This is a genomic window from Streptomyces sp. XH2 (assembly GCF_049725035.1).
GTDB classification, from domain to species: domain Bacteria; phylum Actinomycetota; class Actinomycetes; order Streptomycetales; family Streptomycetaceae; genus Streptomyces; species Streptomyces roseoverticillatus.
The window spans coordinates 475,663-501,570 of record NZ_JBMMMZ010000001.1 but is presented as its reverse complement, the minus strand read 5'-3'; the positions used below and the strand labels follow the sequence as shown (position 1 = coordinate 501,570).

23 protein-coding genes and 1 pseudogene are annotated in these 25,908 nt (G+C 69.8%); 10 read left to right on the top strand and 14 right to left on the bottom strand.

Going from position 1 to position 25,908, the window contains the following annotated elements; all coding sequences use genetic code 11:
* Window positions 1-120: 120 nt before the first annotated feature.
* Together ACOTKD_RS02260 and ACOTKD_RS02255 are read right to left on the bottom strand one after the other, a co-directional pair.
* Window positions 121-1,617 (bottom strand): hypothetical protein, encoded by a 1,497-nt coding sequence (locus tag ACOTKD_RS02260; protein WP_424887105.1) that lies wholly within the window; start codon window positions 1,615-1,617, stop codon window positions 121-123.
* Window positions 1,618-1,821: 204 nt separating this feature from the next.
* Window positions 1,822-4,038, bottom strand: a complete 2,217-nt coding sequence (locus ACOTKD_RS02255; protein ID WP_424887104.1) for a tetratricopeptide repeat protein — start codon at window positions 4,036-4,038, stop codon at window positions 1,822-1,824.
* Window positions 4,039-4,282: 244 nt separating this feature from the next.
* On the opposite strand from ACOTKD_RS02255, the gene ACOTKD_RS02250 reads away from it, so the two are divergent.
* Both ACOTKD_RS02250 and folB read left to right on the top strand, forming a co-directional pair.
* Complete coding sequence (locus ACOTKD_RS02250) at window positions 4,283-5,362, top strand: hypothetical protein (RefSeq protein ID WP_424887103.1); 1,080 nt, start codon at window positions 4,283-4,285, stop codon at window positions 5,360-5,362.
* A gap of 123 nt (window positions 5,363-5,485) precedes the next feature.
* Window positions 5,486-5,845: a dihydroneopterin aldolase gene (folB, locus tag ACOTKD_RS02245; protein WP_424887102.1), complete on the top strand. Its 360-nt coding sequence runs from the start codon at window positions 5,486-5,488 to the stop codon at window positions 5,843-5,845.
* Window positions 5,846-5,992: 147 nt separating this feature from the next.
* On the opposite strand, the gene ACOTKD_RS02240 is transcribed toward folB, so the two are convergent.
* A complete protein-coding gene (locus tag ACOTKD_RS02240; RefSeq protein ID WP_424887101.1) occupies window positions 5,993-7,006 on the bottom strand; it encodes an Lrp/AsnC family transcriptional regulator in 1,014 nt (337 codons plus the stop codon).
* Window positions 7,007-7,300: 294 nt separating this feature from the next.
* Between ACOTKD_RS02240 and ACOTKD_RS02235 the strand changes: the two genes are divergently transcribed.
* Entirely contained in the window at window positions 7,301-8,344 is a 1,044-nt protein-coding gene (locus ACOTKD_RS02235) for an isopenicillin N synthase family dioxygenase (RefSeq protein WP_424887100.1), read from the top strand.
* A gap of 318 nt (window positions 8,345-8,662) precedes the next feature.
* On the opposite strand, the gene ACOTKD_RS02230 is transcribed toward ACOTKD_RS02235, so the two are convergent.
* The 6 genes from ACOTKD_RS02230 to ACOTKD_RS02205 form a co-directional block, all read right to left on the bottom strand.
* Window positions 8,663-9,394 (bottom strand): nucleotidyltransferase family protein, encoded by a 732-nt coding sequence (locus tag ACOTKD_RS02230; protein ID WP_424887099.1) that lies wholly within the window; start codon window positions 9,392-9,394, stop codon window positions 8,663-8,665.
* A gap of 343 nt (window positions 9,395-9,737) precedes the next feature.
* Complete coding sequence (locus ACOTKD_RS02225) at window positions 9,738-10,886, bottom strand: hypothetical protein (RefSeq protein ID WP_424887098.1); 1,149 nt, start codon at window positions 10,884-10,886, stop codon at window positions 9,738-9,740.
* An 891-nt stretch (window positions 10,887-11,777) separates the two neighbouring features.
* Window positions 11,778-12,446 carry a helix-turn-helix transcriptional regulator gene (locus tag ACOTKD_RS02220; protein WP_424887097.1) on the bottom strand — a complete coding sequence of 223 codons (669 nt, stop codon included), beginning with the start codon at window positions 12,444-12,446 and terminating at the stop codon, window positions 11,778-11,780.
* 149 nt (window positions 12,447-12,595) lie between these two features.
* Complete coding sequence (locus tag ACOTKD_RS02215; protein ID WP_424887096.1) at window positions 12,596-13,534, bottom strand: alpha/beta hydrolase; 939 nt, start codon at window positions 13,532-13,534, stop codon at window positions 12,596-12,598.
* Between the two features lie 156 nt (window positions 13,535-13,690).
* Entirely contained in the window at window positions 13,691-14,308 is a 618-nt protein-coding gene (locus tag ACOTKD_RS02210; RefSeq protein WP_424887095.1) for a hypothetical protein, read from the bottom strand.
* 286 nt (window positions 14,309-14,594) lie between these two features.
* The gene (locus ACOTKD_RS02205) at window positions 14,595-15,047 is read right to left on the bottom strand and encodes a winged helix-turn-helix transcriptional regulator (protein ID WP_424887094.1); all 453 of its coding nucleotides are present in this window, start codon (window positions 15,045-15,047) and stop codon (window positions 14,595-14,597) included.
* Window positions 15,048-15,288: 241 nt separating this feature from the next.
* Between ACOTKD_RS02205 and ACOTKD_RS02200 the strand changes: the two genes are divergently transcribed.
* Window positions 15,289-16,524: an MFS transporter gene (locus tag ACOTKD_RS02200; protein ID WP_424887367.1), complete on the top strand. Its 1,236-nt coding sequence runs from the start codon at window positions 15,289-15,291 to the stop codon at window positions 16,522-16,524.
* Window positions 16,525-16,975: 451 nt separating this feature from the next.
* On the top strand, window positions 16,976-17,557 hold the full coding sequence (locus tag ACOTKD_RS02195; protein WP_424887093.1) for a DUF6368 family protein: 582 nt from the start codon (window positions 16,976-16,978) through the stop codon (window positions 17,555-17,557).
* Between the two features lie 240 nt (window positions 17,558-17,797).
* On the opposite strand, the gene ACOTKD_RS02190 is transcribed toward ACOTKD_RS02195, so the two are convergent.
* From ACOTKD_RS02190 to ACOTKD_RS02180, 3 genes are all read right to left on the bottom strand, one after another.
* Window positions 17,798-18,337: a hypothetical protein gene (locus tag ACOTKD_RS02190; protein WP_424887092.1), complete on the bottom strand. Its 540-nt coding sequence runs from the start codon at window positions 18,335-18,337 to the stop codon at window positions 17,798-17,800.
* On the bottom strand, window positions 18,321-19,064 hold the full coding sequence (locus tag ACOTKD_RS02185) for a hypothetical protein (RefSeq protein ID WP_424887091.1): 744 nt from the start codon (window positions 19,062-19,064) through the stop codon (window positions 18,321-18,323). Before ACOTKD_RS02185 ends, ACOTKD_RS02190 begins: the two co-directional genes overlap by 17 nt.
* A gap of 229 nt (window positions 19,065-19,293) precedes the next feature.
* Window positions 19,294-20,409 (bottom strand): serine/threonine protein kinase, encoded by a 1,116-nt coding sequence (locus tag ACOTKD_RS02180; protein WP_424887090.1) that lies wholly within the window; start codon window positions 20,407-20,409, stop codon window positions 19,294-19,296.
* 569 nt (window positions 20,410-20,978) lie between these two features.
* Between ACOTKD_RS02180 and ACOTKD_RS02175 the strand changes: the two genes are divergently transcribed.
* The 5 genes from ACOTKD_RS02175 (at window position 20,979) to ACOTKD_RS02155 (ending at window position 23,832) form a co-directional block, all read left to right on the top strand.
* Entirely contained in the window at window positions 20,979-21,623 is a 645-nt protein-coding gene (locus tag ACOTKD_RS02175) for a dihydrofolate reductase family protein (RefSeq protein ID WP_424887089.1), read from the top strand.
* Between the two features lie 226 nt (window positions 21,624-21,849).
* On the top strand, window positions 21,850-22,392 hold the full coding sequence (locus ACOTKD_RS02170) for a GNAT family N-acetyltransferase (RefSeq protein WP_424887088.1): 543 nt from the start codon (window positions 21,850-21,852) through the stop codon (window positions 22,390-22,392).
* Between the two features lie 407 nt (window positions 22,393-22,799).
* A complete protein-coding gene (locus ACOTKD_RS02165) occupies window positions 22,800-23,144 on the top strand; it encodes a hypothetical protein (protein WP_424887087.1) in 345 nt (114 codons plus the stop codon).
* A 54-nt stretch (window positions 23,145-23,198) separates the two neighbouring features.
* On the top strand, window positions 23,199-23,477 hold the full coding sequence (locus ACOTKD_RS02160) for a hypothetical protein (RefSeq protein ID WP_424887086.1): 279 nt from the start codon (window positions 23,199-23,201) through the stop codon (window positions 23,475-23,477).
* 22 nt (window positions 23,478-23,499) lie between these two features.
* A complete protein-coding gene (locus ACOTKD_RS02155; protein WP_424887085.1) occupies window positions 23,500-23,832 on the top strand; it encodes a hypothetical protein in 333 nt (110 codons plus the stop codon).
* 92 nt (window positions 23,833-23,924) lie between these two features.
* Here ACOTKD_RS02155 and ACOTKD_RS02150 read toward each other — a convergent pair.
* Together ACOTKD_RS02150 and ACOTKD_RS02145 are read right to left on the bottom strand one after the other, a co-directional pair.
* Window positions 23,925-24,880 (bottom strand): annotated as a pseudogene (locus tag ACOTKD_RS02150) (SDR family NAD(P)-dependent oxidoreductase).
* Between the two features lie 187 nt (window positions 24,881-25,067).
* Entirely contained in the window at window positions 25,068-25,610 is a 543-nt protein-coding gene (locus tag ACOTKD_RS02145) for an RICIN domain-containing protein (protein WP_424887084.1), read from the bottom strand.
* Window positions 25,611-25,908 lie beyond the last annotated feature (298 nt).

Genomic DNA, 25,908 nt, shown 5'->3' with positions numbered 1-25,908 from the left:
CGCTGAGGGCCTTGGATGTTGTGATCCGCGGGCGATCACGCGGTAGCGCAGGCTGCCGGTGGCACACACGGGAAGTTGTCGGCAGGAACGTTCCCGCAAGGCGGCGGGGGAGTCGCACGATCAGGGAGTGCGTCCCCGCTGCCCGCTCGCGGCCAGGATGGACCGGCTGGTCGGTACCCGGGTGTAGAACGCATTGCGCGCAGCCGGGTCGGCGATCGTGCGCCCCTTGGCCAGCAGGACTGCCCGTGCCCGGTCCAGCCAGGGGTCGGCCTGCTCCTGCCGGCCCGCTGACATGAGGATCTCGTAGCGGGTGAAGTACACCTCCTCGGAGCGCAGGGCAGGCATCTCGCCCGTCTCGGCGAGGCGTTCCACCGCCCGGTTGCTCAGTCCGAGTGCGGATTCCCGATCGCCGAGCTGTGAGGCGCCGCGCGCCCCCAGCATCAGTGCGGCGATCTCGCTGCGCTGGAACCCGGTGCGGCGGCACTCCTCGGCTGTCTCGGTGAACAGGTCGCAGGCGCGGGTGACGTCCCGGAGGGCGTAGGAGGGGTGCATGAGCAGCTCGCCCAGATAGTTCCGCAGCAGGGGCAGGAGCGAGACGTGGGGTGTGGCACGCAGGTGGTCCCAGCCCGCGAGGAGCGGGGGTGCCGCATGGTCCGGGCGGTCCCATTCGAGGTAGAGCTTGCCGAGGAGCCCGAGGTTGTAGCCCTGGTGGGTGCTTGCGGTCGCCCGGGGCGCGAGCCGGCCGACCGCTTCGGTGAGGAGGGATTCGGCTTCCTCGAACCGTCCCGCCGCGGTCAGCAGCTGACCGAGGAAGTTGGTCATCTTCGCGTACGGGCCGGGCGTGTTGCGGAGCGACAGCCGGTGCAGGGATGCGCGGAGCCGGCTCTCGGCGGTGTCGAAGGCGCCGCGGTCGAATGCTGCGACACCGATGTGGCCGGTCAGCCGGGCGAGCGTCATGGGAAGGAGCTCCGCTTGCTCGGGATGCAGGAAGGCGCCCGGGGAGCGGGACGCCAGCGTCTCGGCCCGTTCGAGCATGCCTACGCCGAGCTTCATGTCCCGGCCGACCGTGCAGTGCCCGAGATCGGTCAGCGCCTCCAGTTCGGTGAACGTGTCTCCTGCCGCACGGGCGAGTTCGACTGCCTCGGTGAGCGCGGCGAGCGCGGCATCGAGACTGTGGGTGACGACCAGGTGCTGACCCGCCATGTGGCGGGCGGTCGCCCGCAGTGCCCGGTCGGCTGTGCGTGAGGCGGCTGCCTCGGCTTGTGCGACGAGAGCGTGCACGGGTACGGCCGGCCACGGCTCGACGCCGATGGTGCCGCTCCCGCTTCCGTTCCCGCCCCCGCTTCCGTTCCCGTCGCCGTCGCGCCACCACAGTTCGGACGCGGAGAGCAGGACGCGCAGGGTGCGCACACGAAGGCTGTCGGCGTCGCCGTGGGATGCCGAACCGGGCGTGTCGAGGGCGTCAAGGGATCCGAGGACGGCGATGCAGGTGCGAACGATTTCCTCGCCGGGCTCCCGTCCGTAGCGTGCTGCGGCTGCCACCAGGGCCCGTTCGCAGTCCTGCAGGTCACGGTGGCCGGCGAGGCCGGGCGGCGGGCCGGAGGCAGCAGAAGTCATGCGCACCTTCCTGGTCGAAGCGGCGTGCGGTCGGCGTGCGGTGAGCGGTGTGCGGTGAGCGGTACGGCCGGGGTGCCGGGGTGCCGGGGTGCCGGGGTGTGACGGGTCAGGGCCCCGGGCTCCCCGGCCCGGGAGGAACACCTCGCCGCGGAGGATCCTTCCCCCGGAAGACGGCAGCGACCCATGTTCCGGGGCAGACCGTGCTCAGTCAGTGCTCCCGGCTGTTTGCCGTACCGCAGTGAGCCGTTCCGCTTCCGTCAGCAACCAGGCCGGAGGGACGAAGTCCGCATTTCCCTTGGACTTCTCGGCGGCGGCACGCAGATGCCGCGCGGCCTCGCCCGCTTCCCCCGCGAGCATCGCCTGCGCGGCGCGGGACAGCTTGTCGGCGACCTCGGTGCCGGTCGCCGCCGCTCGCTCGAAGGCCGTCTTCGAACGCTGGGCGGCGGTGAGGGCGTCGGCGTAGCGGCCGACCGTCCAGTGGGCCCAGGACAGGTTGTACAGGCAGATCCCTTCCGTGCGGGGCGATCCCACGGCGGCGCCGTCGGTGTTCGCCTGGAGGAATTCGGCCTCGGCCCGTTCCACGTCCCCCAGCCCCAGGAAGGCGACGCCCTGGACGTTGTGGACGTACCCGAGTGCCTCCGTCACCCCCACCTCCTCATAGAGGGCGATGGCCGCCCTGGCCATGTCCAGGGCGCGGTCCCAGTCGCCGGAGGCCAGGTGCGCGCAGGCCGCCGAGTCGTTCGCCTGCGCACGGCCCAGGTCGTCGGAGAGCTCCACCGCCCGGGCGCGCATGGTGTCGGCCACGTCCAGCGCTTCCTGGACCTCACCCCGGTAGCTGTGGGTGAGGCTGAGGCTCATCAATGCGCGCAGGAGGCGCTCTGGGTCGCCGAGTGCCTCCTCCAGTTCGACTGCGCGCTGCAGCGGGCCGATGGCCTCGTCGAGCTGGTTGAGCTGGCGGTATGTGTCGCCCAGGGCGAACAGCGCTTGCGCCAGCCGGAGCTGGTCGCCGAGGCGTTCGGCGAGGGCGGCGGCTTCTCCCAGCACCTGGGCGGCCTGGTGGTGCGGGCCGCCGACCAGCAGGACCAGGCCGAAGCCGACCAGGTGGGCCAGCCTGGTCTCGTCGTCGTGCAGCCGCCCGGACAACTGCTGGTGCATCTCCCTCGCCGCGCCCACGGAGCCGCGCCAGGTGAGGAAGTAGTCGATCTCGTCGAGGACCGCCGCGGCCGGTTCGTAGTCCTCGGCGCGTATGCGGTGGGAGAACTCGTAGCGGTGCAGCTGTACGTCCTCCACCGACCGCCACTGGTCGCGGGCCGGCTTCTGCCGGGCGTACCAGCCGGCCACACGGCGGTTGAGCGAACGGTAGCCGAGCAGGCCGTCCCGCGGCAGTTCCCCGTAGATGAAGTCGGCGTCCATGGGGTGCAGCGCGAACATGCGACGGGCTCGGTCGACCGTGACCATACGGCCGTGCGACGCGAGGCGGGCCAGCGCCGCCGGGACGTCGACGTCAGGTGCCAGGGGGCCGAGCACCCACGAGAGGGCGTCCCGCGAGGCCGGGCGGCCGAACGCGGCGAGCACCTCCAGGACCAGCCGGCTCTCCGCGTCCAGCCGCTGGAACCGGTCCTGGGCGAGGTAGGCGATGACGTCCCCGCGCTCGACGAACGTGTCGAGCACCTCGTCGAGCGTGGGCAGCGTGAGATAGTCCTCGCTCAGCGCGCCGGCGATCAGCTCCAGGGCCCGCGGCACGCCGTAGACACGGCGCACGGCGCGTTCCAGATCCTGCCGCGAGGCGCGGACGATGTCCGTCTCCCCGTCCGCGTCGAGCTCGCACAGCAGCTCGACGGCGTCCGGCACGGGCAGCCCCTGGTCGAGGTAGAGGCGGGCCTGGTAGCGGCGCAGCTCCGGGGGAAGGGCGAGGGGCACCTGGGTGGTCATCAGGATCCTGGCCCCGTGCCGCGTTCTGAAGAAGGCGTCGAAGAAGTCGGTGAGCTCCTGGTCGCACAGCTCTCCACGGTCGTCGAGCCGGTCCTCGAAGTTGTCCAGCAGGATCAGGTAGGGCCCGCCGGAGAGGGCGGCGAACAGCTGTGCCACCTTGTCGGCCGTGCCCCGCTGGCTGGTCCACACCTCCAGCAGGTCCTCCGTCACGCCCGGGCCCGGCAGCCTGGCGCAGTCATGGAAGATCCGCTCCAGGGAGATGCCGGACGTCCGGCTGCTGACGTTGACGATGCCCGCCCACGCCCGGCCGTCCCCGCTCCCGCCGCTCGCCAGCTGCTCGGCCACCTTGGCGGCCAGCGCGCTCTTGCCGATCCCGCGCCGCCCGATGACGGCCACCAGGCGGGCCCGCGGGTCGCTGAGACGGGCCATCACCTCGGCCCGTTCGTGCGTGCGGTCCTTGAACGTCTCCAGACCGTAGGCGACCGGCATGCCGATGACCCGGCACCCGGGATCCGCAGTACATCCCAGCACGGTTCCCCCTCAAGAACTCGCGGACCACCATTCGGGCTCCGGTCGGAAGGCCGGCGTGCTCCCCTGGACTTCGGCGTGCTCCCCTGGACTTCGGCCGGAAAGGCTACGCTCCGCGCCCGAACCCTTACCCTGAACTATCGCAGCTGAAGTATCAGTTGGTACGCGCAACGGAGCACCTTTGCGTACGGGGGGGGGACTGACGGTGACCGATCGCAGAAGACTGCCCGAGTGGCCGTCCTGGACGAGCCGCCTGCGGCCGCCCAAGGACATCGCCGTTCTCACCCTCGCCACACTGGCGGGACTCGCGCTGGTGGTGTGGGGATGGCTGATGCAGGGCCAGGAGTACACGCCGGGACTGCTGCTGCAGTTCGGCAGCTCGCTGGTCCTCATCGTGCCCCTCATCGTTCTCGGCCGGGTGCTCGAACGCCGGATGCAGAGAACGCAGGACGCACTCTCCAGCGACCTGGCGGACATCCAGGCCCAGATGCGCGCGACGCGGGCCCGGCTCGACACCCTCGGCGAGACGAGCAGGGACGGCCTCCTCGACCGCCACCGGCGGCGGGAACTGCTCCTCCGCGAAGCCGAGCGGGCACCCACCGCGGAGCGCCTGGCATCCCTGCTCCACGAGGCCGCCGGCCTGCAGGCCGTGTTCGACGGCGGCGTGCGCACGCGACTGCCGGGCTCCGACCTGTGGCTGCGTCTGGACCTGCGCCGTACCGCTGCCGTACCGAACCAGCAGAACCGCCAGCAGAACCGGCAAAATCAACAGAACCAGGCGCAACCCGGGCGGAGCGCCGACGAGACCCTCCACCTGACGCTGGAGGACCGGGGCGGTGCGGTGGTGTCCGGAACCGCCTGGGCACGGGACGAGCAGGCACCCGCTGCTGCCCGCCGGCTCACGGCCCGGCGGGCGGGCACGGCGCCCGGCACGGCCTCCGCCGGGTCAGCGGCAGTTGCCCTGCGCGACATCGACGGGCTGCTGCGCGTGCTGGTCGCGACGCTCCGCACGGCGATCGCCGCCCGCACGGGACAGGAGCAGCAAGACCTCGGCCGGCTCATCGAGCTGCCGAACGAGCAGTGGGCCATCAGCGCCGACGGGCTGTGGTGCCGGCAACGCTACTTCCACATTCGCACGGAGCAGCTTCTCGACGCCCGCCAGGACTGGCGCCGCTACGCCCTGGCCAAGCCCTGGGTCGACCGGGAACACTTCCTCGACGCCTACCGGACGGCTCACGCGCTGCTCTCCGGCTCCGCCTCCCCATCGCAACGAACGCCGCAGTGAACACCACATCCTTGTCCCGGGTTCAGATTTCCCGGGCCTGTGTTCCGGGCCGAGATTCCGGACCGGGCCCGGCAAGGACGCGCAGAGAGGCACCCTCCCATGGACACGCCTATGGACGCCCCTATGGACACCGTCTTCATCCGCGGCCTGGAGATCCCGACCCTCATCGGCGTTGCCGAATGGGAACGGCAGGTCGAGCAGATCGTGGTGATCAACCTTGAGCTCGCCACGGACATCACGCCGGCCGCCGCCGGCGACGATCTCCGCGAGGCGCTGGACTACAGCGTCGTCTCGAAACGCCTGAGGGAATTCATCGGCGCAAGCACGTTCCAGCTCATCGAAACCCTTGCCGAGCGGACGGCGCAGATGATCCTCGACGAGTTTCCCGTACGCCGGCTGCGGTTGGAGCTCGTCAAACCCCGGCCGAACAGCGGTGGACACACGGTCGGCATCATCATCGAGCGGAGCGCGCCTGGGGAGTAGGTACCGGGGCGGGGTGGCGCCGGCAAGCCGAAATATCCACTTCGCCGGGCTCGTGGCCGCGATGAGCCGCTATCGAAATGCCGGCCGCCCCGGTCCACCAGGGGGCCGGCTGAGGGGTGCGAGGCCGAGACGGTGCAGCCGGTCATCTCAGGTGAGCCGGCCCCGGGACCGTGGGTTCGCAAGCTGAGGCTGCCCGTTCTGCCCCCGCCCTTGGTCGAGCGTGAGTCGTTTGACCTCGCGCAAGATCGGGGCCGTCTCGATGGCCTGGATGCCCGGGAGGCTTCCGATACGGCGGTCGAGGTAGTCGTAGAGGTCGTGACTACCCCGGAAGACACCGCTGGCGACGAGGTTGTGGGGGCCTGTAGTGGCGGCTGCGAACGCGATCTCGGGATGAGAGGCCAGGGCACGGCCGATCGTCGAGAGCTCGCCGGGCGCCACCCGGAGCCAGAGATGGGCCATCAGGTGGTAACCCAAGTGCCGGGGCGCGAAATCCACGGAGAACCCCAGCGCTCCCTGTGATCTCAGGCGGCGGAGGCGGCGCTGGATGCTCGAGGGCGAGCACCCGGCGGCTGCAGCGAGCTCCGGCAGCCCTGCCCGGCCGTCCTTCGTCAGCTCGGCGACGATGGTACGGTCCGTCTCGTCCAGTCCCAGTGAGCCGGCGAGACCGACGACGTCGCGCCGCGGCGGGAGCGCGCCGCCCGCCCCCGCACCCCGCCGCCTGAAGGGAATCCCGGTGGCGTACCACGTACTGGTGATCTCGGTGAACAGCCGCAGCAGACAGTGCGCGCTGACCTGGACCAGGTGCGGGGTGTGCGGCAGCTTGTCCAGGAGCAGCGTGTCGCGCTCGTGCGGGCTGGGGGTGGTGACCGCGCAGTAGAGCTCGGTACCCCCGGAGGTGAGCGAGATCCAGCTGGTTTCGGTGCGGCGTGCCAGGGCCCCGGCGATGGTGCCCGCGGAGTCGGGGGTGCACTGGATGCGCAGCAGCCAGCGGGTCATCCCCAGCCGGGACGGGACGGGTTGGCCGACGACCCGCAGCCCGAGTGTGCACAGCCGGCTGTAACGGCGGCCCACGGTGCGTTCCGACACGCCCAATTGCCGGGCGATGCGGCTGAACGCGGCCCGGCCGTCGAGCTGCAGCGCCTGAAGCAGTCCCTGATCCACCGCATCGAGTGTCTCCGAGCCCATTGCCACGCCCCCCGAACTCGTCTCGTACCGCGTACGCACCACGCCTTCGCGTACGCCCCTCGCCATCCCCGGCCCTTCGCGCCTCCAAGATAGAGGCCCTGAGCTCTGCCCTGTCCCGCCCTGTGGCCCGCACCCGCCGGAATCTCCCGGACCCCCGCCGTACACGCCTGTTTCTCCCGCTCCCGGCCATATCACTGGGAGACAGGCTGCCTCTCGAGGACGCTGACCGGGTCAGTCAGTCCTGCTACGAGAACGGGAGATCCCCACTTCATGGGAACGTCCACGAGCACACCCGCGGGCACGTCCACGAGCACGTCCACGAGTACGTCCGCGAGTACGTCCGGTATTCCTACGATCGACCTCTGCCTCTGGCGGGCAGGGTGCCCGCAGGCGCGTGACCGCCTTGCCACCACCGTCGACCGGGCCCTCCAGCAGTCAGGCTTCCTGATGGTCACGGGTCACGGCATACACGGCGGCCTGCCCGACGGGATCCGCGATGCTGCCCGTGCCTTCTTCCGGCAGCCGGCCGAGGCCAAGATGCCATTCCTGGGGGACATCGGGCAGTACGGCTGGAGCGGCGCCCAAGCCGTGGCTGCCGGCCGGGCGGAGAGCGCGGAAACACCGCCCGACCTGGTGGAGACCTGGTCGGTGGGCCCGTGCCCGCACCACACCGAGGCCGGTCACGACCACTTCCTGCCGACTTCTTGGCCGCCCAGGCCCCACTCTTCCGGCCTTTCCCCTCTCCCTTCCCTGCACTGCCTGATCGCGGACTACACCCACCGCATGCGCGCGCTGGCCGACGAACTCCTGCAATTGCTGGCAGCCGCCCTGTGCCGGCCCCTGGATTTCTTCACCCGCCACACCACTCGCCCCGACTGGACTCTCACCCTCAACTGGTACCCCGCGATCACCGTGACCGGAGCGCCGGAGCCGGGCCAGTTCCGCGTGGGTCCCCACACCGACTTCGGCACCGTCACCATCCTCGATCGCCAGCAGGGCAAGGGCGGTCTGCAGATCCACACGGAGGAGTACGGCTGGCAGGACGCCCCCTACACACCGGAAGCCCTCACCGTAAACATCGGCGACCTGATGGCCCGTTGGACGGGCGACCGCTGGCGCGCCGGCCGCCACCGCGTACTGGCTCCGCCCCTCGACGCCCCGTCCGAAGAGCTGACCTCGCTGGTCTACTTCTACGACTGTGACCCGCACACCCTCGTCGAATCACTTCCCGCACCGATCGGCCGGGTCTCCCATCCCCCCGTCACCGCTCGCAGCTATGTCCGCTCCAAGGTCGCCGAGATCACCTTGACCTGACGGGCGGCAGCGCGGCGGACTCAACCCCTGAGGAACGGGAGACGGGACTGCCGCCGGCCACCACCTTCGCGGTTTCCAGCAGCGGCGTTCGGAGAGGCATCCCCACGCTGTACGCGCTCGAGCCCTAGCGGGTCGGCGTGCCGGCGAGCGACCTCCTCCTTGAAGCCGCCGACCGGCCCCGCCCGAAGCCCGGGCGGCCGCCGGGCGATGAGCCGCCCCTCCCCACACACATCAGCCGGCTGTGACCAGTGAGTTGTGGACCATACGCGGAGTCTCCTCGTGAGTGAGTCAGCGGCGGCTTTTCGCCTGCCGGTGTCGTCATGCCGGGTGCATGGGCTGCCGCCTGGCGAGGGCACGTTCAAGCTCGGCGAGGTCCTGGGGTGTGTTGACGGCCCACCACGGAACGTTCACCGGGTAACCCATGAGCTGACGGGACCGGATCAGGGGGGCGAGAGTGCTGTGGACGTGATCGCCCTCATCAGGAAGCAAACCGGCCACGTCGGGCGAGAAGAGGTACACGCCGGCGTTCACCCGACGATGCGGCGACCACGCCGATCCCAGGGCTGTCACCCGGCCCCGCTCGTCGCACTCGACACTGGCGCGGGGCGCCGACGGGCGGGCCAGAGCCACTGTCGCCGGCATGGCGTGTCGTACGTGATGTGCGCGCATCCCGGAGAGCGAGAAGCGGGTCCAGATGTCTCCGTAGGCGGCAAGCCAGGGTTCGTCGGGGTACGGCAACGCTCTCGCGGCCCGCTTGAGCCCCCCGCCTCGCCCCAACGGCCGGTCTTCCGCAACGACGTCGGCGCGAAGCGGCAACTCTTGCGACCCGAGATAGTCGATGATGACAGCGGCCAGATGGCCCGCCGAGACGGTGATGTGCTCCACTCCGCACTCGGCGAACCAGTCGATCTGGTGTCGAAGGATCGGTGTGCCCTGAACCTCGACCATTGCTTTCGGTCGATCATGCGTCAGGGGCCGAAGCCGCCGCCCCAAACCCCCGGCTAGTACAACTGCCTGGCGGACGGCCGCCCCGCCTTCCGCATCGGCCAACGTGCCCCTCCCATTACAACCACCAACCGCCCACCGCCAATGCGGGAGGTCGCCCCGAGCCCGCAACTCCGCAGAGCTGCAAGCCGCGCGCCCAGGGTATCCATTCCTTACTCCTGGCAGCGCTTCGCCATCCCGGCGCTCGCGCCACCACGCTCGCGCGAGCCGCCGCGACGTCGTCCTTGCGGCTGTCCTTCGCTAGAAGGCGTGTGCTGTGCGCCGCCAGGGTTCGCTTCGCACCTGCTGTGATACGCCGTCCTGCTCAGCGTCGGGCTCGGCCGGGCACGTGGCTGCCGCATCCGCGTGGCACCGCCGCTCCTGCTGGTGCTGACCTCCGGTTGATAGATCAGGAGGAGGGGGCCCGGCGGCTGACGAGCTGTTCGATTGCTGCGAGGATGGTCTCTGCCGTGTCGGGCTCGGCGGCAAGGGCGGCCACCGGGACGGATGGCCATCCGTTGAAGCCCGATGCCCGTTGCTCGGCCAGCTTCTTCCCCAGCCCGCCCACGGTCGGCAAGGCATCCGCGAAAGCGGCGGCTGCGTCGAAGCCGAACCTTCTGACGACCGGACCGAAACTGAAGGAGAACTGCTCCTTCGCCGGACCGTCGTACAAGGACAGGGTTCCGACCGGCAGTTCCCCTCCCGCCGTCCGGTAGTAGACGTTCATGCTGGGGTACTTCGCGGTGCCGCCCACCAGGCGGCCGTGTGCCTCCGCGTGGTCGAGCAGCAGGCGTGCCACCCGGCGCACCTCCGGAGCGCACCGGCTGTCGATCGCCGCGTGCATCTCCGTCCGGGTCGTCTTCTGCGTACGGCGTTGTCCGGAAGGGGTCTTTGCGGCAGTGGCGACTTCGCCGTGGATGCGGGGCACGAGGACGCGTAGACCGCCGCCGCCCTTGTACTGGGTCAGCTCGACCGCGTAGACGTCGGTCTGCCGCATCTGCCGGTTCAGGAACTCCACGATCGCCCGCAGCTCCAGCGGAATATGGTCGGCCACGAACAGCAGCCGCATCTGCCCGGCCGACAGGCGCTCCTCCACCGTCGCCCAGAAGTCCTCCGGAGCACGGTCACCGAGCAGTTCGCCGTAGACCTCATCCAGCGACCGGCCATCAGCCTGGCAGGTCTTCTCGAAAGAGCGCTGCAGGAGGGCTGCCGGCCAGTAGCGGGCGCCGTTGGCGGCGTAATCGAGCATCTGGCCTACGACCTCCCGGCGGATGCGAGTGTCGACGGCTCGCTTGACCTCCACCAGGGTCGGTACGCCGTCGGCATCAACGAACAGATGGTCCAGCCAGTACGTCGGCCCGCTCACCGTATTCGCCGCCACCCCCATCTCGCGGGCCACCAGCACTAGCCGCAGCGGCTGTCCGTCCGCGAGCGTCCCGAAGTCCAGCACCCGGGGATGGCGCGCCAGGAGCTCTTGGAACTCCGCCTCCGTCTCGAACCCGGCTGGCTCCAGCGCCGAGAGGCCCTCACCCAGGACGAATACCGGCTGGTTACTCATGTGCTGCTTCAGACCTCTAGTTCCGTGATCGGGTCAGTAGTCGCTTCCACTCCGTTTTATACCGGAGGGCGCCGGCCTCGCGGCCGGAGGAGTAGTGCGGACCCGCCACTGACAGCTTGTGTCCACCGTGGCCGAAGGTGGCACAAGCCAGTGTGGTTCACGGTCTTTCCGGACGGTGGATCCGGCGTGGTCGCGGCGCAGCTCCTGCGCCCCTGGGCCACCCGGCCCCCTGACCACCACTCCGGTCGGCCGTGTCTGCCGGGCAGTTGGCCGGACGGACAGATGACGGTAGGAGCGGCAGGGGAGCGGCGAGTTGTGGTGATCGGGCGCTGCGGGTGCGGCGGCTGTTCCGCACGCCGGTGGCCGGGCCCATTGTGGTGGCCTGAAGTCCAGGTGGCCGAGGCAGGGCGCACCGGCCGGCTGCGGCAAGCCGAAACCGGCTGAGTCGGCGAGGCCGTCTCGGCGTACCAGCCGGCGCTCGGTGATGTGGATGCCCCTGATGACGGAGAGGGGGCCTGGAGGTCCCGAGGCGCCGCCGCCGCGGCGCCGCATCGACGCTGCGTTCCCTGGGGGAGGGGCCGGCCGTGGCAGGCGAGGTTGTCGTACAGGCAAGTGAACAGCGCGTGCAGCGTCAGCCCGGCGGGCCGGCCGGGGATCCCGGGCTCGACCAGGTCGGCGAAGTGCTTGGTGAAGGGGGGTTTGTGGCTGCCGGAGGTCCGGGTCGGTCTCGAACCAGGCGGTGGTGTCGGCCCTGCTGGCGGTCATGGTGTACGCGCCGGTCCGGGAGGCCCGCTCCGTTGCGTTTACGGCCGGCTCGGCGAGGGCGTGCTCGCGATGGGGCGCCGGCCCGGAGAAGCAGCAGTCCAGCATGACCACTCGGCGGACGGAGCCTCAGTTCCGTGATCGGAGAGGTTCGCCAGGGCAGTTCCTTCGTTTTTCGGTGCGGGGTGTCAGGGAAGCCAGCGCGCTGGGTCGTACGGCGTCGGCTGCGGCCGAGCCGCGCAGGAGTTCGGGCAGGTCGTGAGGTCGAGCCTGCTCCGTGGTGGGAGCTGCTGCTGTGATGCGGTCCAGGCGGAAGCCCCGGCCGGCCTGTCGTGTACGGCACCAGGCGATGAGGTACCACCGTCCGCCGGCGGTCAGCAGTCCGGCCGGTTCCACCACGCGGTCGCTCTCGCGTCCTGCTGCGTCGGCGTAGGACAGCCGCAGCACGGTGTTGGTGGTGAGGGCCTGTTCCACGGCTGTGCGGACCGTGGAAACGGACGGCGAGGGCAGCGTGACGATCCGTGCGGCGAGCTTCTGTGCCGCCGCCGAGGCGGGGCCGGTCATCGAGGCCGTGATCTTCTGGGCTGCTGTGCGGGCCGCACCGGCATACGGGGCGCCGGCATCGGTTGCGGCGAGGGCGACGGCCAGCGCCGAGGCTTCATCGGCGGTGAAGCGGATCGGCGGCAGGGTCATGTCCGGGTCGACCGACCAGCCCCCGCCTCGCCCGGGGGCGGTGCGCACCGGGACACCGGCCTCCATCAGCGCTTGGAAGTCGCGCTGCACCGTGCGCGTGCTCACCTCGAAGCGGGGGGGGGGGGGGCCGGCCCCGCCGCGGGGGGGGCGCCCGCCGCGGGGCGGCCCCCCCCGGCGTGGGGGCCGCGCCCCCCCCCCCCCGCAACTCTTCCACCAGTGCGTAGAGGCGGGTAGTGCGGTTCATGCCGGTGACGCTACCGTCCCGTGGTGGACAGGAAGTCCTGCTCGCGCTGCAACTCCCGCTCGGTGACGGTCAGCGGGAACAGGGTGAAGCCGTGCATGGCGCCGGCGACGACACTGAGCTCCACGGGTGAGCCTGCCGCCTGCCACCGCCTGGCCAGGAACAGCGAGTCGTCCAGCAGTGGATCCTCGGTGCCGACGACGATCCGGGCCGGCGGCAGGCCGGTAAGGTCGGCGAACAATGGTGAGACCTCGGGGTTACGGCGCTGCTCCGCCCCCATGCCGGGTGTGAACAGCTCGTAGGTCCGCCGCAGCGTGTCGGTGTTGCTCAGCAGCCGCTTCGGTCCGAACGATCGCTGACTTGGCGTCATCGACAGGTCGTAGGGGCCGAAGAGCAGGTGTGCCGCCCGGAACGCGCCGGTGATGCCGTGCCGGTCACGAAGGCGCAGCAGCGTCAGGACGCTCAGGTGGGCACCGGCCGATTCACCCCCGATGAGCAGACGCCGGGTGCCGAACTCGACTGCCGCGTGCTCCACCAGCCATCGGGCGGCCGCCTCGCAGTCGTCGGGTCCGGCGGGGAAGGGATGCTCCGGCGCGAGGCGGTACTCCACACCGATCACGGCCAGCCGTGCTTGCTGGGCGAGCCGCCACAGTCGTTCGTCCTGTCCGTCCGCGGAGCCGAAGACCCAGCCGCCTCCGTGGATGTGCAGATACACGCCCTCGACGCGGTCGGGTACGAACACCCGGGCCTTCACGCCGCCGGCGATGATGCGGTCTTGGCCTTGCGGTAGTCGCACCGGTGGCGTGTCGCCGCCGAGCCGGTTGCGTCGAAGGGTGGCCAGCACGGTTGCGTCCGGCGTCTCTTCGCGTGCCGGGCGGGTGGCGGCAGCGGCCTCGAATTCCTTGTTGAACGCCAGGGTCTCGTCGAGACAGTCCTCGTCGGTGATCATCATGCAGTCGACCATCGCAGTCGTTCGCGACAACCCCCTGTCACCGTTTGCTGGTGAGCTGCGTCACGCTCATGCCGTGCTTCTGCCGAACCGCCGATCAGCTTGCCGGTCGCATGACGGGATTCGCCCCTGGCCAGCAGCCGCCCCACTCGTGCGCGGTCACTTCTTCCACGGGGGCGACGGCAGCTCGGCGTGCTTGACGGTGTAGCCGCCCTTGACGACGGGCGCGTACGGGGCCGGGGCCATGCAGGTGCCGACGGGGACGTCCTGGCCCTTGTCGTCCAGGTTCAGGCCGTTCCAGGAGAAGCCGACCCGGTCGGGTTCTCCCTTGCCGCCGTCGTGGACGCTGAAGCCCATCCGCTTGCCCACCCAGTCCGGCCCGCCGGGGCTGACCTTGGTGATGACCGCCGTCAGGGTTGCGGTGTGCGGCGAGGTGACCAGGCAGTCCACCCGGCCCTCGGCGGTGTGGGTGACGTTCTGACCGGCGAAGTGGTGCGAGACCTTGACCGTGCCCTCGGCATCGAAGGGCATCCCCTGGGGCGCCCCCGGCAGAGCACGGGTGTACGGGGCGCCGTGCGCGTCGAAGCTGAACGAGCGGACGTCCTTGTCCTTCCAGTAGGGAAGCTCGAACGTCGCGCTCCCGGTCACGCTTGCGACGGCGGGTTTGCGCGCCTCCTGGTGGCCGGTGTGGGCGGAGGCGGTGGAGGCGCCGGCCAGGGTGACGGTCACGGCGAGGGCGGCGAGCACGGCAGCGGTCTTGCGGCGGGAGGAAATCACGGTGGCTCCTGGGGAGTTGATTGCTGTCCGACGTGATCCATCCTGGCCGCTGCGCCGCCCATGATCATCGCCCGTGAGGACCGGCCCTCTTCCCCCGCACGGGCGAGCCGCCCTCGGCCTCGAGGATGACCGGCCAGGTAGCGGTGGCGAGGGCGGCGTCGTACGGGCCCGGCGCTCAGTGCCGGGCAGCGCTCTCCCGGCCGCGACTTACCTGGGCCGCCCGGCCCCCTCACCCGGCCCGGGGCCGTCCGCCGAGCGGGGTGTCTGCACCGGTCTCCGGCTCGGATCACTGAGGGGAGACCTTGTGGACGGTGGTGTCGTCGGGGTTCAGCCGCCGCCCGTCCGCGGACAGCACTTCCAGGGCGCGGAGACGCTGTCCCTGCCGGCGGTCGACCAATTGTGAGTGCGGTTCGTCGGGGGCGAAGAAGTGCTGTTCGCCCCACTGCCGCAGTGCCACGATGACGGGGAAGAGCGCTTTGCCCTTCGGGGTCAGTACGTACTCGCGGTAGGCGCTGCCGTCCGAGGCGGGGACGGATGCGAGGACGCCGCCGGCGACCAGGGCGCGCAGACGCGCGGTGAGGATGTTCTTCGCCACCCCGAGGCTGCGCTGGAACTCCCCGAAGCGCCGGCTCCCGTCGAAGGCGTCCCGCACGATCAGCAGGGACCACCAGTCGCCGATCGCGTCGACCGACCGGGCGACGGGGCATTCGCTGTCGTCGAAGCGTGTCCTGGTGACCATGGCGTCCGTCCCTCACTCTCACGGCAGTTGCAACATGCTACCAACGAAGTTACCGTCGCCACTGGTGGCAAGATGAAACCAGATGTGTGGGGGAGTGCTGATGCCCGACTGCGGTGAGACTGTGTCACGACGGACCGAGAGCGAGAGCGAGACAGCGACCGAGACAGCGACCGGGACCGGGACCGCGACTGAGGCCGCGAGCGAGACCGAGTCCCGAGCCGCGGAACGTTCCGCGTTCGTCCTGTCCCGTGGCGTCGTCCTGCTGTTCGCCGTCGCCTGCGGGGCCGCGGTGGCCAACGTCTACTTCTCCCAGCCGCTCCTGGTGACCATCGGCCACGACCTCAACATGAGCCCGGCACTCGTCGGCAGCGTGGTCACCCTCACACAGGTCGGATACGGGCTGGGCCTGTTCCTCCTCGTGCCGCTGGGCGACGTGGCCGACCGCAGACGGCTCATCGTGGCTCAGTTACTGCTCCTGGTGGCGGCGCTGACCGTGGTGGCCACCGCCCGTACAGCGGCGTTCCTGCTCGCGGGCATGGCCGCGACGGGGCTTCTCGCGGTCGTCACGCAGACTCTGGTGGCCTTCGCGACATCCCTGGCCCCTCCCGCCGGGCGCGGACGCGTCGTCGGCCAGGTCACCAGCGGCGTGGTCATCGGAATCCTGCTCGCCCGCACTGCATCCGGCCTCCTGTCCGACCTCGCGGGCTGGCGCTCCGTCTACCTCGCCTCGGCGTCGCTCACCGCTCTGCTCGCCCTGGTCCTGTACCGCGTGCTGCCACGTCACAGTGACGTTTCACCGACAAACCTGCGCTACGGGCAGCTCCTGCGTTCCACTATCACCCTGTTCGCGCGGGAACGACTGCTGCGGCTCCGGGCTCTGTTCGGACTGCTGATCTTCGCCGCGTTCAGCACCCTGTGGAGCAGCGTCGCACTGCCGCTCAGCGAGGCCCCGTACTCCCTGTCCCACAGCGAGATCGGCGCACTGGGACTGATCGGTGTCGCCGGCGCCCTGGCCGCGAGCGCGGCGGGCCGCCTGAACGACCGCGGACTCTCCCGGCGGACCACCGGCATCGCCTTGGCGCTGCTCGCCGCCTCGTGGCTGCCTTTGGCCTTCACCCGCAGCTCGCTCTGGGCCCTGTTCGCCGGGGTGATCCTTCTCGACCTCGCCGTGCAGGCGGTCCACGTCACCAACCAGAGTCTGATCTACGCGCTGCGCCCGGACGCGGGCAGCCGGCTGATCGGCGGATACATGGTCTTCTACTCGATCGGCAGCGCCGCGGGTGCCATCGCCGCGACATCTCTCTACGCGGTGGCAGGCTGGGGCGCCGTGTGCGCGCTGGGGGCCGCGTTCAGTTGCCTCGGGCTCGTGCTGTGGGTGTTCACGCGAAACAGCTACCCGGATACCGCCACCAAGATGGCCTCTCGCGGCGATTCCTGTCCTGGTGCCGTCGGCCAAGCCGGTCCCGGGCATGAGTAGTTGAGGCACTGGGGATCACGGGAGGACTGATCTCGCTGGGGTTCGCCTGCTTCGCGGCGACTTCGAGCCGGCGGGGGAGGGGAGCCCCGGCGCGCAGTTCCGTCAGGTCCGGGACGGAGTTGTCGAGGGCGCCCGGCGAGACGCCCCGCAGCGGGATCTCCCGGAGGTCGGAGGTCGTTGGCCGGGTTACCAAGACCTACCGTTGTCAGGCGAATCTCCGTCGTCCTCATCCCATGTGACTGAGTGCGCTACGTGGTCCTTGAGAGCGATAGTCGGTCTGTTGTGCACACCGCTTGGCCTCTCCCGAGTGTGACTCAGCAGGCTACCTGCCGTGTCAGCACGCAATCTGTCGTCCAGGGCGGACTATGATCCAAAATGATCAGACGCCCGCCGCCGGGTCCTGGTAGAAACGGGTCCGGTGGCACTTGGGCCACGAGGCTCTGGGGGTGGTATGTCGGGACCGGCAGTTGGGCTGTGGCTCTTCGAACCCCACGGGTTCGCGGACATCCTGGCCGATGTGGTCCCGTGGTTGGAGACCTTCTGTGACCCGGTGGAGGCCAAGGCCAGTGGCGACGTGGACTTCTGGGTGCGAGACGGTTCGGCCCTGGGCCTGCGAGCCTTCGATCCAGCTGGCGTTGGCGTGTTTTTCCTCTCAGAGGACGAGGAGATGCCTGCCGAGGACGAGGACTACTCAGCTTTCGCTCGTCCACCGATGCGGGGGTTGGTAGTCGGCGCCGGCTGCTCGGGCTCGGTGAACCACGTGCTGCTCGGTCACCTGGCGCTCGCTCTCGCCCGCCGTCTCGATGCGCTGGTCGACTTCGACGGCCTCCTGAGTAGCCACCCCGCCTCGGGAGACGACGCGGGGAACGAGGCGGTGCCGGCCCGGGCGAGGGTACTGGCGTCAGCCCTCCCGGGAAGGCTCGCGGAGGTGTCCTATGACACCGGGGGCGGAGGGCGGTGGCTTCGGCACGTCGGCGACGTGGAATTCCTGCAGGCATGGCTGCAACACCCTGATTTCCACTTGATCAAGTAGCGCCTTGGCGTCGATCTTCTTGGCGAGCGGGTCACCTTGCTGGAGGAGAAGCCTTCGTAGGGCCGCGTAGTGGTTCAGAGCGTCCGGGCGGGAGAGATGGAACCAGGTGTTCGCCCGGCGCTGTCGCCAGGCTTGACGAGTGTCCGGGGGCTGTTCGGCTTCGATGTGCCGTGGCGCGTAGAGCGGCTCGCCGCCGGTGACGTAGGCCCAGACAAAGGCGGATGCTTGTCGGGGTGCGGGTCACCGTAGACGTCCAGGATGGTCTTGCGCAACGCCTTCGGCGTCGCCTTCACCGGCAGCCGGCCGGCAGTAGGCGACCGGAACAAACACATCACGCGTGCCGGCCGGCGGCGCCTGGTCGGGGACGAGCTGGTGGTGGACCGTGCGCCATAGGTCCTCGAAGGCCGCGGCCGCGGAGCACGCGGTCTCCGTCTTGCCCTGGAAGCCACCGCCGTTGATCATCAGGCCATCCCGGGTGCCGGGCATGAACTTCACCGCGTTGTTCTGCAGACGCCCGCGCATCAGGTCGGAAACCCGCCGGCTCATCGGCGTCTCCTGGAGCCGCATGTTCACGTGCGTCGCCGTCTGGTGCAGATCGTGCAGGGCCCGCCGACGCGGGCTCATGTCGCCGTACTCCTTCAGCGACAGCCGCGGCGCCGGGACGAACGTGTCGCGGATCTCGCACCACTGCTGCCAACCCTCCCACCTGGTGCGGTCAGGTGGTGGCCCGACGCGGAGGAACGGAACGATCGGGCTGTCGCTCTCAGCCGGCCGGTCCACCAGCGTGCTCCTCTTCGTCGTCCTCGGGCAGGAGGAACACGTTGCGCTCGTGGAAACTCGACCCCGACGGGGGCGGTGGCTTCGGCGTGACCGGGACGGCGGCTTCTCTCCGGTGGCGGCGCTTGGTGTCGAGACTGCTTCGGGCCTGCCGGGACCGCTGCGGCCACTGCAGCACGTTCCCTGCGGACTGTGGTGGCTCGGCGGAAGCCGCTGGCCGATCGACCGCGGCGGTCCGGGCCTGGGTGACCTCGCGCGCGTGCTCGACGCGCTGGGACTTGGTCATCTGGCTGGGCCAGTTGCTGACCGGATCACGGGCACCGAGCAACTCCAGGAGGACCGGGAGGAGTTCGGTATCGGTCCGCGGTCGCAGACCGGCTTCCCGGGCTCTGGTGAGGAGATCCTCGGCGCGGAGGTCGCCGAAGGCGGGCACCTCGGATTCCGGCGGCAGCCCGGTCCAGTGCAGGGGATGCCACTCGTGGGTGAGGGGATCTTGGAAGAAGACGACGCGCCGGTCGCGGGGCTCCCGGCGAATGATCCACATCCGCTTACGCCGCCCGCCGCCCGCCGCCCGCCGCCCGCCGCGCGAAGAGGACTCGTGCACGTAGGGATCCAGCGCGTCACCGTAGTGGTAGAGGCCCTTGATCTTCACACCCCGGCGGCCGTGGATGCGCTTGACCTGGTGTTCCGAGAAGAAGCGGTAGTAGAGCTCCGGGGAGGGGATCTCCATCGCGAACCCGCTCTGCGCGAAGCGACTTGCGTGGCGGCGTGTCTTTTCCGATCTTCGGACCGACCGTGACCGGTCGGGCAGCGAACGGGTGGACAGCGGGCTGCTCTCCAATGTCGCCGCCTGGAACGCGACCGGGCGCAGCAACAACTGCGGCAACCCCAACATCGCCGTGCTCAGCGACACCACGTGCATCACCGAGGACGTGCACCACGGACACTGCCCCTCGGCCTCAGAACCTGCCGGACCGCCGGGGGAAGTAGTCCTCCAGCACGCCCTCGCGGTGGACGTCGAGCGTCGCGCAGTGCAGTCCGCCGCCGAAGGGGGCCACATCCCAGAACGGCACCGGGACGACCTCGAAGCCCAGCCGGTCGAGCTGATCCATCTGCGCGGTCTCGCTCGCTTCCACGCAGACCGCCCCGGGGTCCAGCACGAGCACATTCATCGACAGCCAGCGACTGCACGCGGACAGCGGCGGCGGCGCCTTCCGCCCGGGAGCGGCGGCACGGACGACCTGCCAGTCGTTGACCTTGAGATGGTGCAGCAGCTCCTCCTCGGCGGGCCGCTCGGCGCAGTGCAGAACGAGTCCGGGACGCAGCGGCACCCAGGTGGCGTCGATGTGCATGGGGTGCACGTTGCCGAACGTCACCCCGTGCACACGGTGCTCCGGCAGATGCTGCCGCAACCAGCGGATCCCGGCCGCGTTCGTGGCGAGGGACTGCTGGACGAACAGGTCCCTGCCGCAGCGGGCGATGTCGGCGGCATCGAAGAGCGGCTCGGCCTCGCTCAGCACCAGCTTCCCGGCCCTGACCCGGGCGATCCGCTCCTCGAACGGCAGGGCCTCGTACTCCTCCCGGAAGCCCGGCCGGTACGACGCCTCGGTCAGCCGGGGCTTGGGAGCCGCCTCCCAGCGCATGCCGGGATCGGCGCGGAAGTAGGACTCGATCAACGGCCGGTGGGCCAGGTACTCGAACCAGCGACTGCGCAACGACATGGTCGCCTCGAGCAGCTCGTTCCCGATCACCACCAGGACGTCCCGAACCGGCATGGCACCGAACATGCTCTGCTGCGACCACTCCGGGGTGGCGACCGGCCGGCTGAAGTCCAAAGGCCGGGGCCGGTCCACCCGGACGCCGCGTTGTTCGAGGATGCGGGCGAAGTTGTCCAGCTGCTCATTGGCCGCAGCCGTCATCTCCTCGGGCAACGGCCCGTACGTCCCGTGCGGGAAACCGTGCTCCGGCCAGTCCCGGACGACCGCCGGCTCGGGAGCCTGCACCATGGTGCCGTCCGCCCGGCCGACGATGACGTGCTTCAGCGGGTCCCACTCGTTCCAGGAACTGACCTTCACGGATCCTCCCCCGGCGTACACCCGGTGCGGCCCACTGCCTGAAGAAGGCAAGTGGCGAACGGCCAGTCTGGCGTCTGCCCGGCCGCAGCACGAGGGGACAATCCGGGGGCGCACGAGGCGGCCAGGAGCGCTTGCCGCGCGAGCCGCAGGCCAACGGGCGTGATCGCAGCGGAATCCGGCGCAGTGGCCCGGGCGGGCGGGGCTCGGCTTCCGAGAGCGTCCCGGCAGGACAGATCCCGCTCACCTGTAGTGGAGACGCTCAGGACGCGGGCCATGACCGGTCCGGCCGCCTGTCGCACGGCGGCGAGGATGCGCTGGTAGTCCGGCGGAAGCGTGGTCTCCTCCATGTCCGGAGTGCGGTGATGACCCGCGTGCTCAGCCTCCGGCGCTGCTCATAGAGGCGACCGCCCATGACCGATACCAGCCCCAGCCGGGTCGACCTGGGCTGTTCCACCCCTTGTGGTCATTCCGCACCAACAGGTGAAGCCGGGCTCCGTCGCGGCGATGAGTCTGCAGGCACCCGCAGGTCTATCTTTTGACGGAGACAACCGACTCATCGGGAGTAAGCCATGGGCCTCATCCACATCGAGTTGTTCGCGACCCTCGACCTTGTTGGGCAGGCTCCCGGCGGTCCTGACGAGGACCCGGTGGGATTCCCGTTCGGCGGCTGGCAGGCGCCCCTGCTGGACGAGGTCGCCGGGGCGCAGATCGCTGCCGCGTACGAAGGCACGGACGCCCTCCTGCTCGGCCGGCGGACGTACGACATCTTCGCCGCCTACTGGCCGCACCAGAAGGGCGGCGAGGACAACGAGATCGCCACACTCTTCAACCGCGTCCCGAAGTACGTGGCCTCTCGCGGCCGGCCCGACCTCTCGTGGGCAGGGTCCACGCAGCTCGGCCCGGACCTCGCCGACGCGGTGCGTGAGATCCGTGACCGGCACGAGCACGTGAAGGTCGTCGGGAGCCTGAACTTCGTGCAGACCCTCCTGCGCGAGAAGCTCTTCGACCGTCTCGACCTCTGGCTGCACCCCATCGTGCTCGGTGTCGGGAAGAAGGTGTTCGACAACGGCGCGGTGCCCACCAACGTCACGCTCCTCGCACCCCCGGCAGCCGGCCCGAAGGGCACCGTGTACCTGCGCTACGGGCTCGCCGGCGGCACTCCCGCGACGGGGGACATGAGCGCACCCGATCGCGGCGTCGGAAGCAACGACTGAGGCCATCCGCTCCCGGTGGTCCGTGCCGTTGCGGAACGGGCGTCGGAATACCGGCTGCCCAATCCTGGCCCCGGCCGGAGAGTTCGCGGCGGGTGAGGGCGAGCGGAGCCTGAGCGTTGAAGCTGTCCGTCCGGGCCGGGTAGCGATCAAGAGCTCATCGCACTTCACCGCCAGCCATGCACGAGCTCGTTTGGGCATGAGCCCATTTGTGATCCAGAATGATTGGATGGTCACGCTTGAGACTCCCCGTCTGATCCTGCGTCGCTGGCGCGAGGAAGACGTTGCGCCCATGGCTGCCATCAATGCCGACCCCGAGGTCATGCGGTGGATCCGTGACGGCAGCGTCCGTGACGAACAGCAGACTCGCGACGGGATCCAGGCATGGGAGAGCGAGTGGGAGTCACAGGGCTTCGGCCTGTTCGTCGTGGAGGTCCGGTCCACTGGCGAGCTGGCCGGGTTCACCGGCCTCTCGGTGCCCCACTTCTTGCCGGAGGTGCTGCCGGCGGTTGAGGTCGGCTGGCGGCTGGGACGTTCCCACTGGGGACGGGGCTTGGCCACCGAGGCCGCTGCGGCCGCCGTACGGTTCGGGTTCGAAGAGCGAGGGCTGGAGCGGATCGTCAGCATCGCTCAAGTGGGCAACGACGCCTCCGAACGGATCATGACCAAACTGGGGATGTGTCCGGTCCGTGAGACCGTCAATCCCACCTGCGGTCGGCGAGTGCGGGTGTTCGAGTTGTCGTCGGACCAATATGTGACAACCACTTGTTGATGGCGGCTACGAGGACAGCAGCCTCGTAGCGGACCGTGAGGTTGTCGTACCTGATGGCCACGGCTCGGTATCTCTTGAGGCGATCGATGCCGTACTTGACCGCGTGCCGGGCCTTGTCGTCCTCCGGGCCGAACTTCGGTGACCGGCCACTGCCGGGACACGGGCATCTTGCCTCTCGGCAACAACGACTCCGGCACCGCCCATTGCTCGTCCGTCAGATCTCCAACCTGTTACGGACAGCCTTGAGCCGGACGTGACGGCAATCATTCGTATCCCCGCATGGCGCACGGAATGTATGACCCAAACGGGTGATGGCAGCGGCCGACTCTTCAAAAAATCTTGAAATCGGCGGATTCTCACATCAAGGTCCTTCGCGTCGGCGAAGAACCGGAAGGGGGAACGCACCCATGGACACCCTGAGGCGGGCCTTGCGGCGTACCGCGAGACCGGTCGCGGCCTTCGGCGCCGCACTCGTCCTCGTCACCGGACTCTCCGCCCAGGCCCAGGCGGCCAACGGCACGCTGAGCTACCGGGATTCGAGCGGAATCGACCACGCGAAGGACAATCCGACCGACGGCGTCTGCTACAGCTTCACCGCGGAAGCGGTCAGCGTCGCCAACTTCACGGACACGGACGGCAGGCTCTTCACCGGCAGTCTGTGCGAGGAGAGTACCTTCCTCATCACCATCCACGCCGGATCGTCCCTGGTCTTCGGCGGGACGAAGCCCCGTAGCGCCAAGTTGGGGGGCTGAGCGGTCATGCGCGTCACATGGGGACGAGCGGGGCGGGCGGCGACGGCTCCGGTCATGTCACTCGCTCTTCTCCTCGCATTCCCGGGCGCATCCCCTGCGGCCATCGGCGTCCTGACATACACGGACTCACAGGGCGTGGAGCACCGGCGGGAGAATCCGTCGGACGGTGTCTGCGTCTTCTTCGAATCCCCGGCGGTGAAGGTCGGCAACGGCACCGGGACGGATGCCGTGCTGTACCGGGACCGGGATTGCACGGACTTCCTGGTGTTCGTGTTCAAGGGGACGAGGCTGGAATTCGGCGGCGACCGGCCGCAGGGCATCAAGTTCGGCTGACCACAAGGATGGTGCGTACACCATGAACGCAGTACTCTCCCGGGCAGGCCGGGCGGCCTTGGCTCTCGGCACGGCCCTCGTGCTGGCCACGGGCCTTTCCACCAGTGCCCAGGGCGCCACCGGCTCGTTCACGTACCGGAGCACGGGCGGATTGGTGGGCAACTTCGTCGACCCGCCCAACAACACCTGCTTCTTCTTCGAGTTCCCGGCGTCCAGGGCCGAGAACAACACCAATATCCGGGCGAAGGTCTACAACAGCACCGTCTGCGGCAGCGGCGTCGTCCGGGACGTGCCGGCCCACGGCGCCTTGGATGTCGGCAGCGATTCGCTCAACAGCGTGCAGTTCGTGCCCTGACCTTTCCGCAGCTCAGCTCTGCAGCTCAGCTCAGCTCTGCAGCTCAGCGGGCCGCCGGGCCGTGCCCGGGGACGCGGCCCGCTGCCTGGCGCCTACCGGAAACGGAAGCCGAGGTACGGATCGGTGCCGGCCAGCTCACCGCTGGCGGCCCACAGGCGAGCGGCGACGGCCCGGTCGGCCGTGTGGGAGGGAATGGGCTCACGCCGTGGTGTGCCACGCAGGCCGAAGACCCTCGGCCCCCACAGTTGCCCTCCCCGCACGTCCGGGTCGAGGACGGCACGGACGACGGGCCATGCTCCGGCGTCCTTGCCCTGTACCAAGAGTCCGGCGGGCAAAGCGCGCAGCCGCTCGCTGGGCGTTGTCACGCGTACCGGCGGGCGGGACGGAGTGAGGGAGTCGAGTGCTCCGCCGGGGTGGGCCACCACGCTGAGCACCGTGCTGCCGACGGCGCGCAGACGGCGATCGAGTTCGAAGCCGAAGGACATCTGCGCCAGCTTCGACCGGCCGTAGGTGCGCTTGGGCCGGTAGTCCCGGGCCGACTGCAGATCATCCAGATCCAGTCGCTCGGACCGTGCGGCGAAGCTTCCCACCGTCACGATGCGGCCTGCCGGCGCTGCGGACAGCAGAGGAGCCAGCCACTGGGTGAGCGCGAAGTGGCCGAGGTGATTGGTGCCGAACATCAGCTCGTGGCCGTCCTCGGTCTCTCGGCGTGGCGGATCGTCGAGTGCGACCCCTGCGTTGTAGACCACCGCGTCGAGACGATCGACGTCCAGCCTGTCGACGGCGGTCCTCAGAGATGACAGGTCGGCGAGGTCCAGTCGAAGGGTCCGTACGTGCGCGCCGGAGACGCGCGAGCGGATCGAGGTCAAGGCGGCGTCGGCCTTCGCGGCGTCCCGGCTGCCGAGCACGACGACGGCGCCGGTGCCGGCGAGCTGCTCCGCTGCGAAGTAGCCGATCCCGGCATTGCCCCGGTGACCAGGAAGACCCGGCCCTCGGCAGAGGGCAGCCGGTGAACGTCCCACGGCCGGCTCTGGGATGCGGAAAACACGATGACAGGCTCCTTGCGTGCGGGGCAGTGTGCTCATGGGGAGCACCGACCCCGCCCAAGGTCGCAACCTCCACCGACGTACCGCTGACGAATCACGGTCACCGCCGACAGACTTCCGACATCCCCTACATCTCCCGCATCTCCCGCCTCCGGAGAACTGCAGAGAGTAAGTCGGGCCGGGGGGACTTCACTGGATGTACTTGATGGTCCACTTCTGATTCGGAAGCCCCTGGTTGTCGTTGGTCACGACTGGCGATTCGTTCGCGCCGTTCCAGCCGCGGTCGGGCTCGAGGACGCGGCCGAAGAGGTTCGCAATGCGTGCCGGGCCGGACTGGGTCGCCGGGTCGACGTACCAGAGCTGGTCGACGTTGGTGAAGCTGCGGTCGCAGGTCGACAGCCAGGTCGCCCAGCCGCTCGGGCCCTGCGCGTAGCCCGCGAGGCATTCGCCGTTCCTGCGGTTCACCATGTGGTAACGGCCCCGGCTGTCGGCGTCCAGGTCCCAGAGCTGGTGCGCCTCCGTGGTGCAGTCCCACACCCGCACGCGGTCGTCACCGTACGGGAAGCCCAGGCAGCGGCCGGTGCCCTGGTTTCTGACCTGGAACGGGCCGACCGCCGCCGCGGCCGTCTCCGCGCGTGTCTGTGGTTCGGCCGCCCCGGCACCCGGGGCTGCTGCCGCGAAGGTGGCGGCCAGCGCCGCCGCGAGCACGGCAAGTCGTTTGCGTGGTTTCACGAGTTTCCCCCTGTCCGACTGCCCCCGAGGCCTTGAGCTCAGGCTCTCGCACCGCGCTCCACTCGAAAGGAGTTTCGCTGTGAAACACCTCTATCGGGTGATGCGAGAGCCATTGTGGTGCGCGGCGGTTCCCGGCGTTCGGCGGTGCGGCCAGTGGCAGGTCACGTCTCGCGGCGAACCCGGCTCCGCCGGCCCCGCGCCCCCGGCAGCCACCGGTTCGCCGGGCCCGCCAGAGTCATCAGGCCGGGGACGAGAGCTCCCCCCCCGCACCACCACAGCGTCCACCAGGACGGCCAGC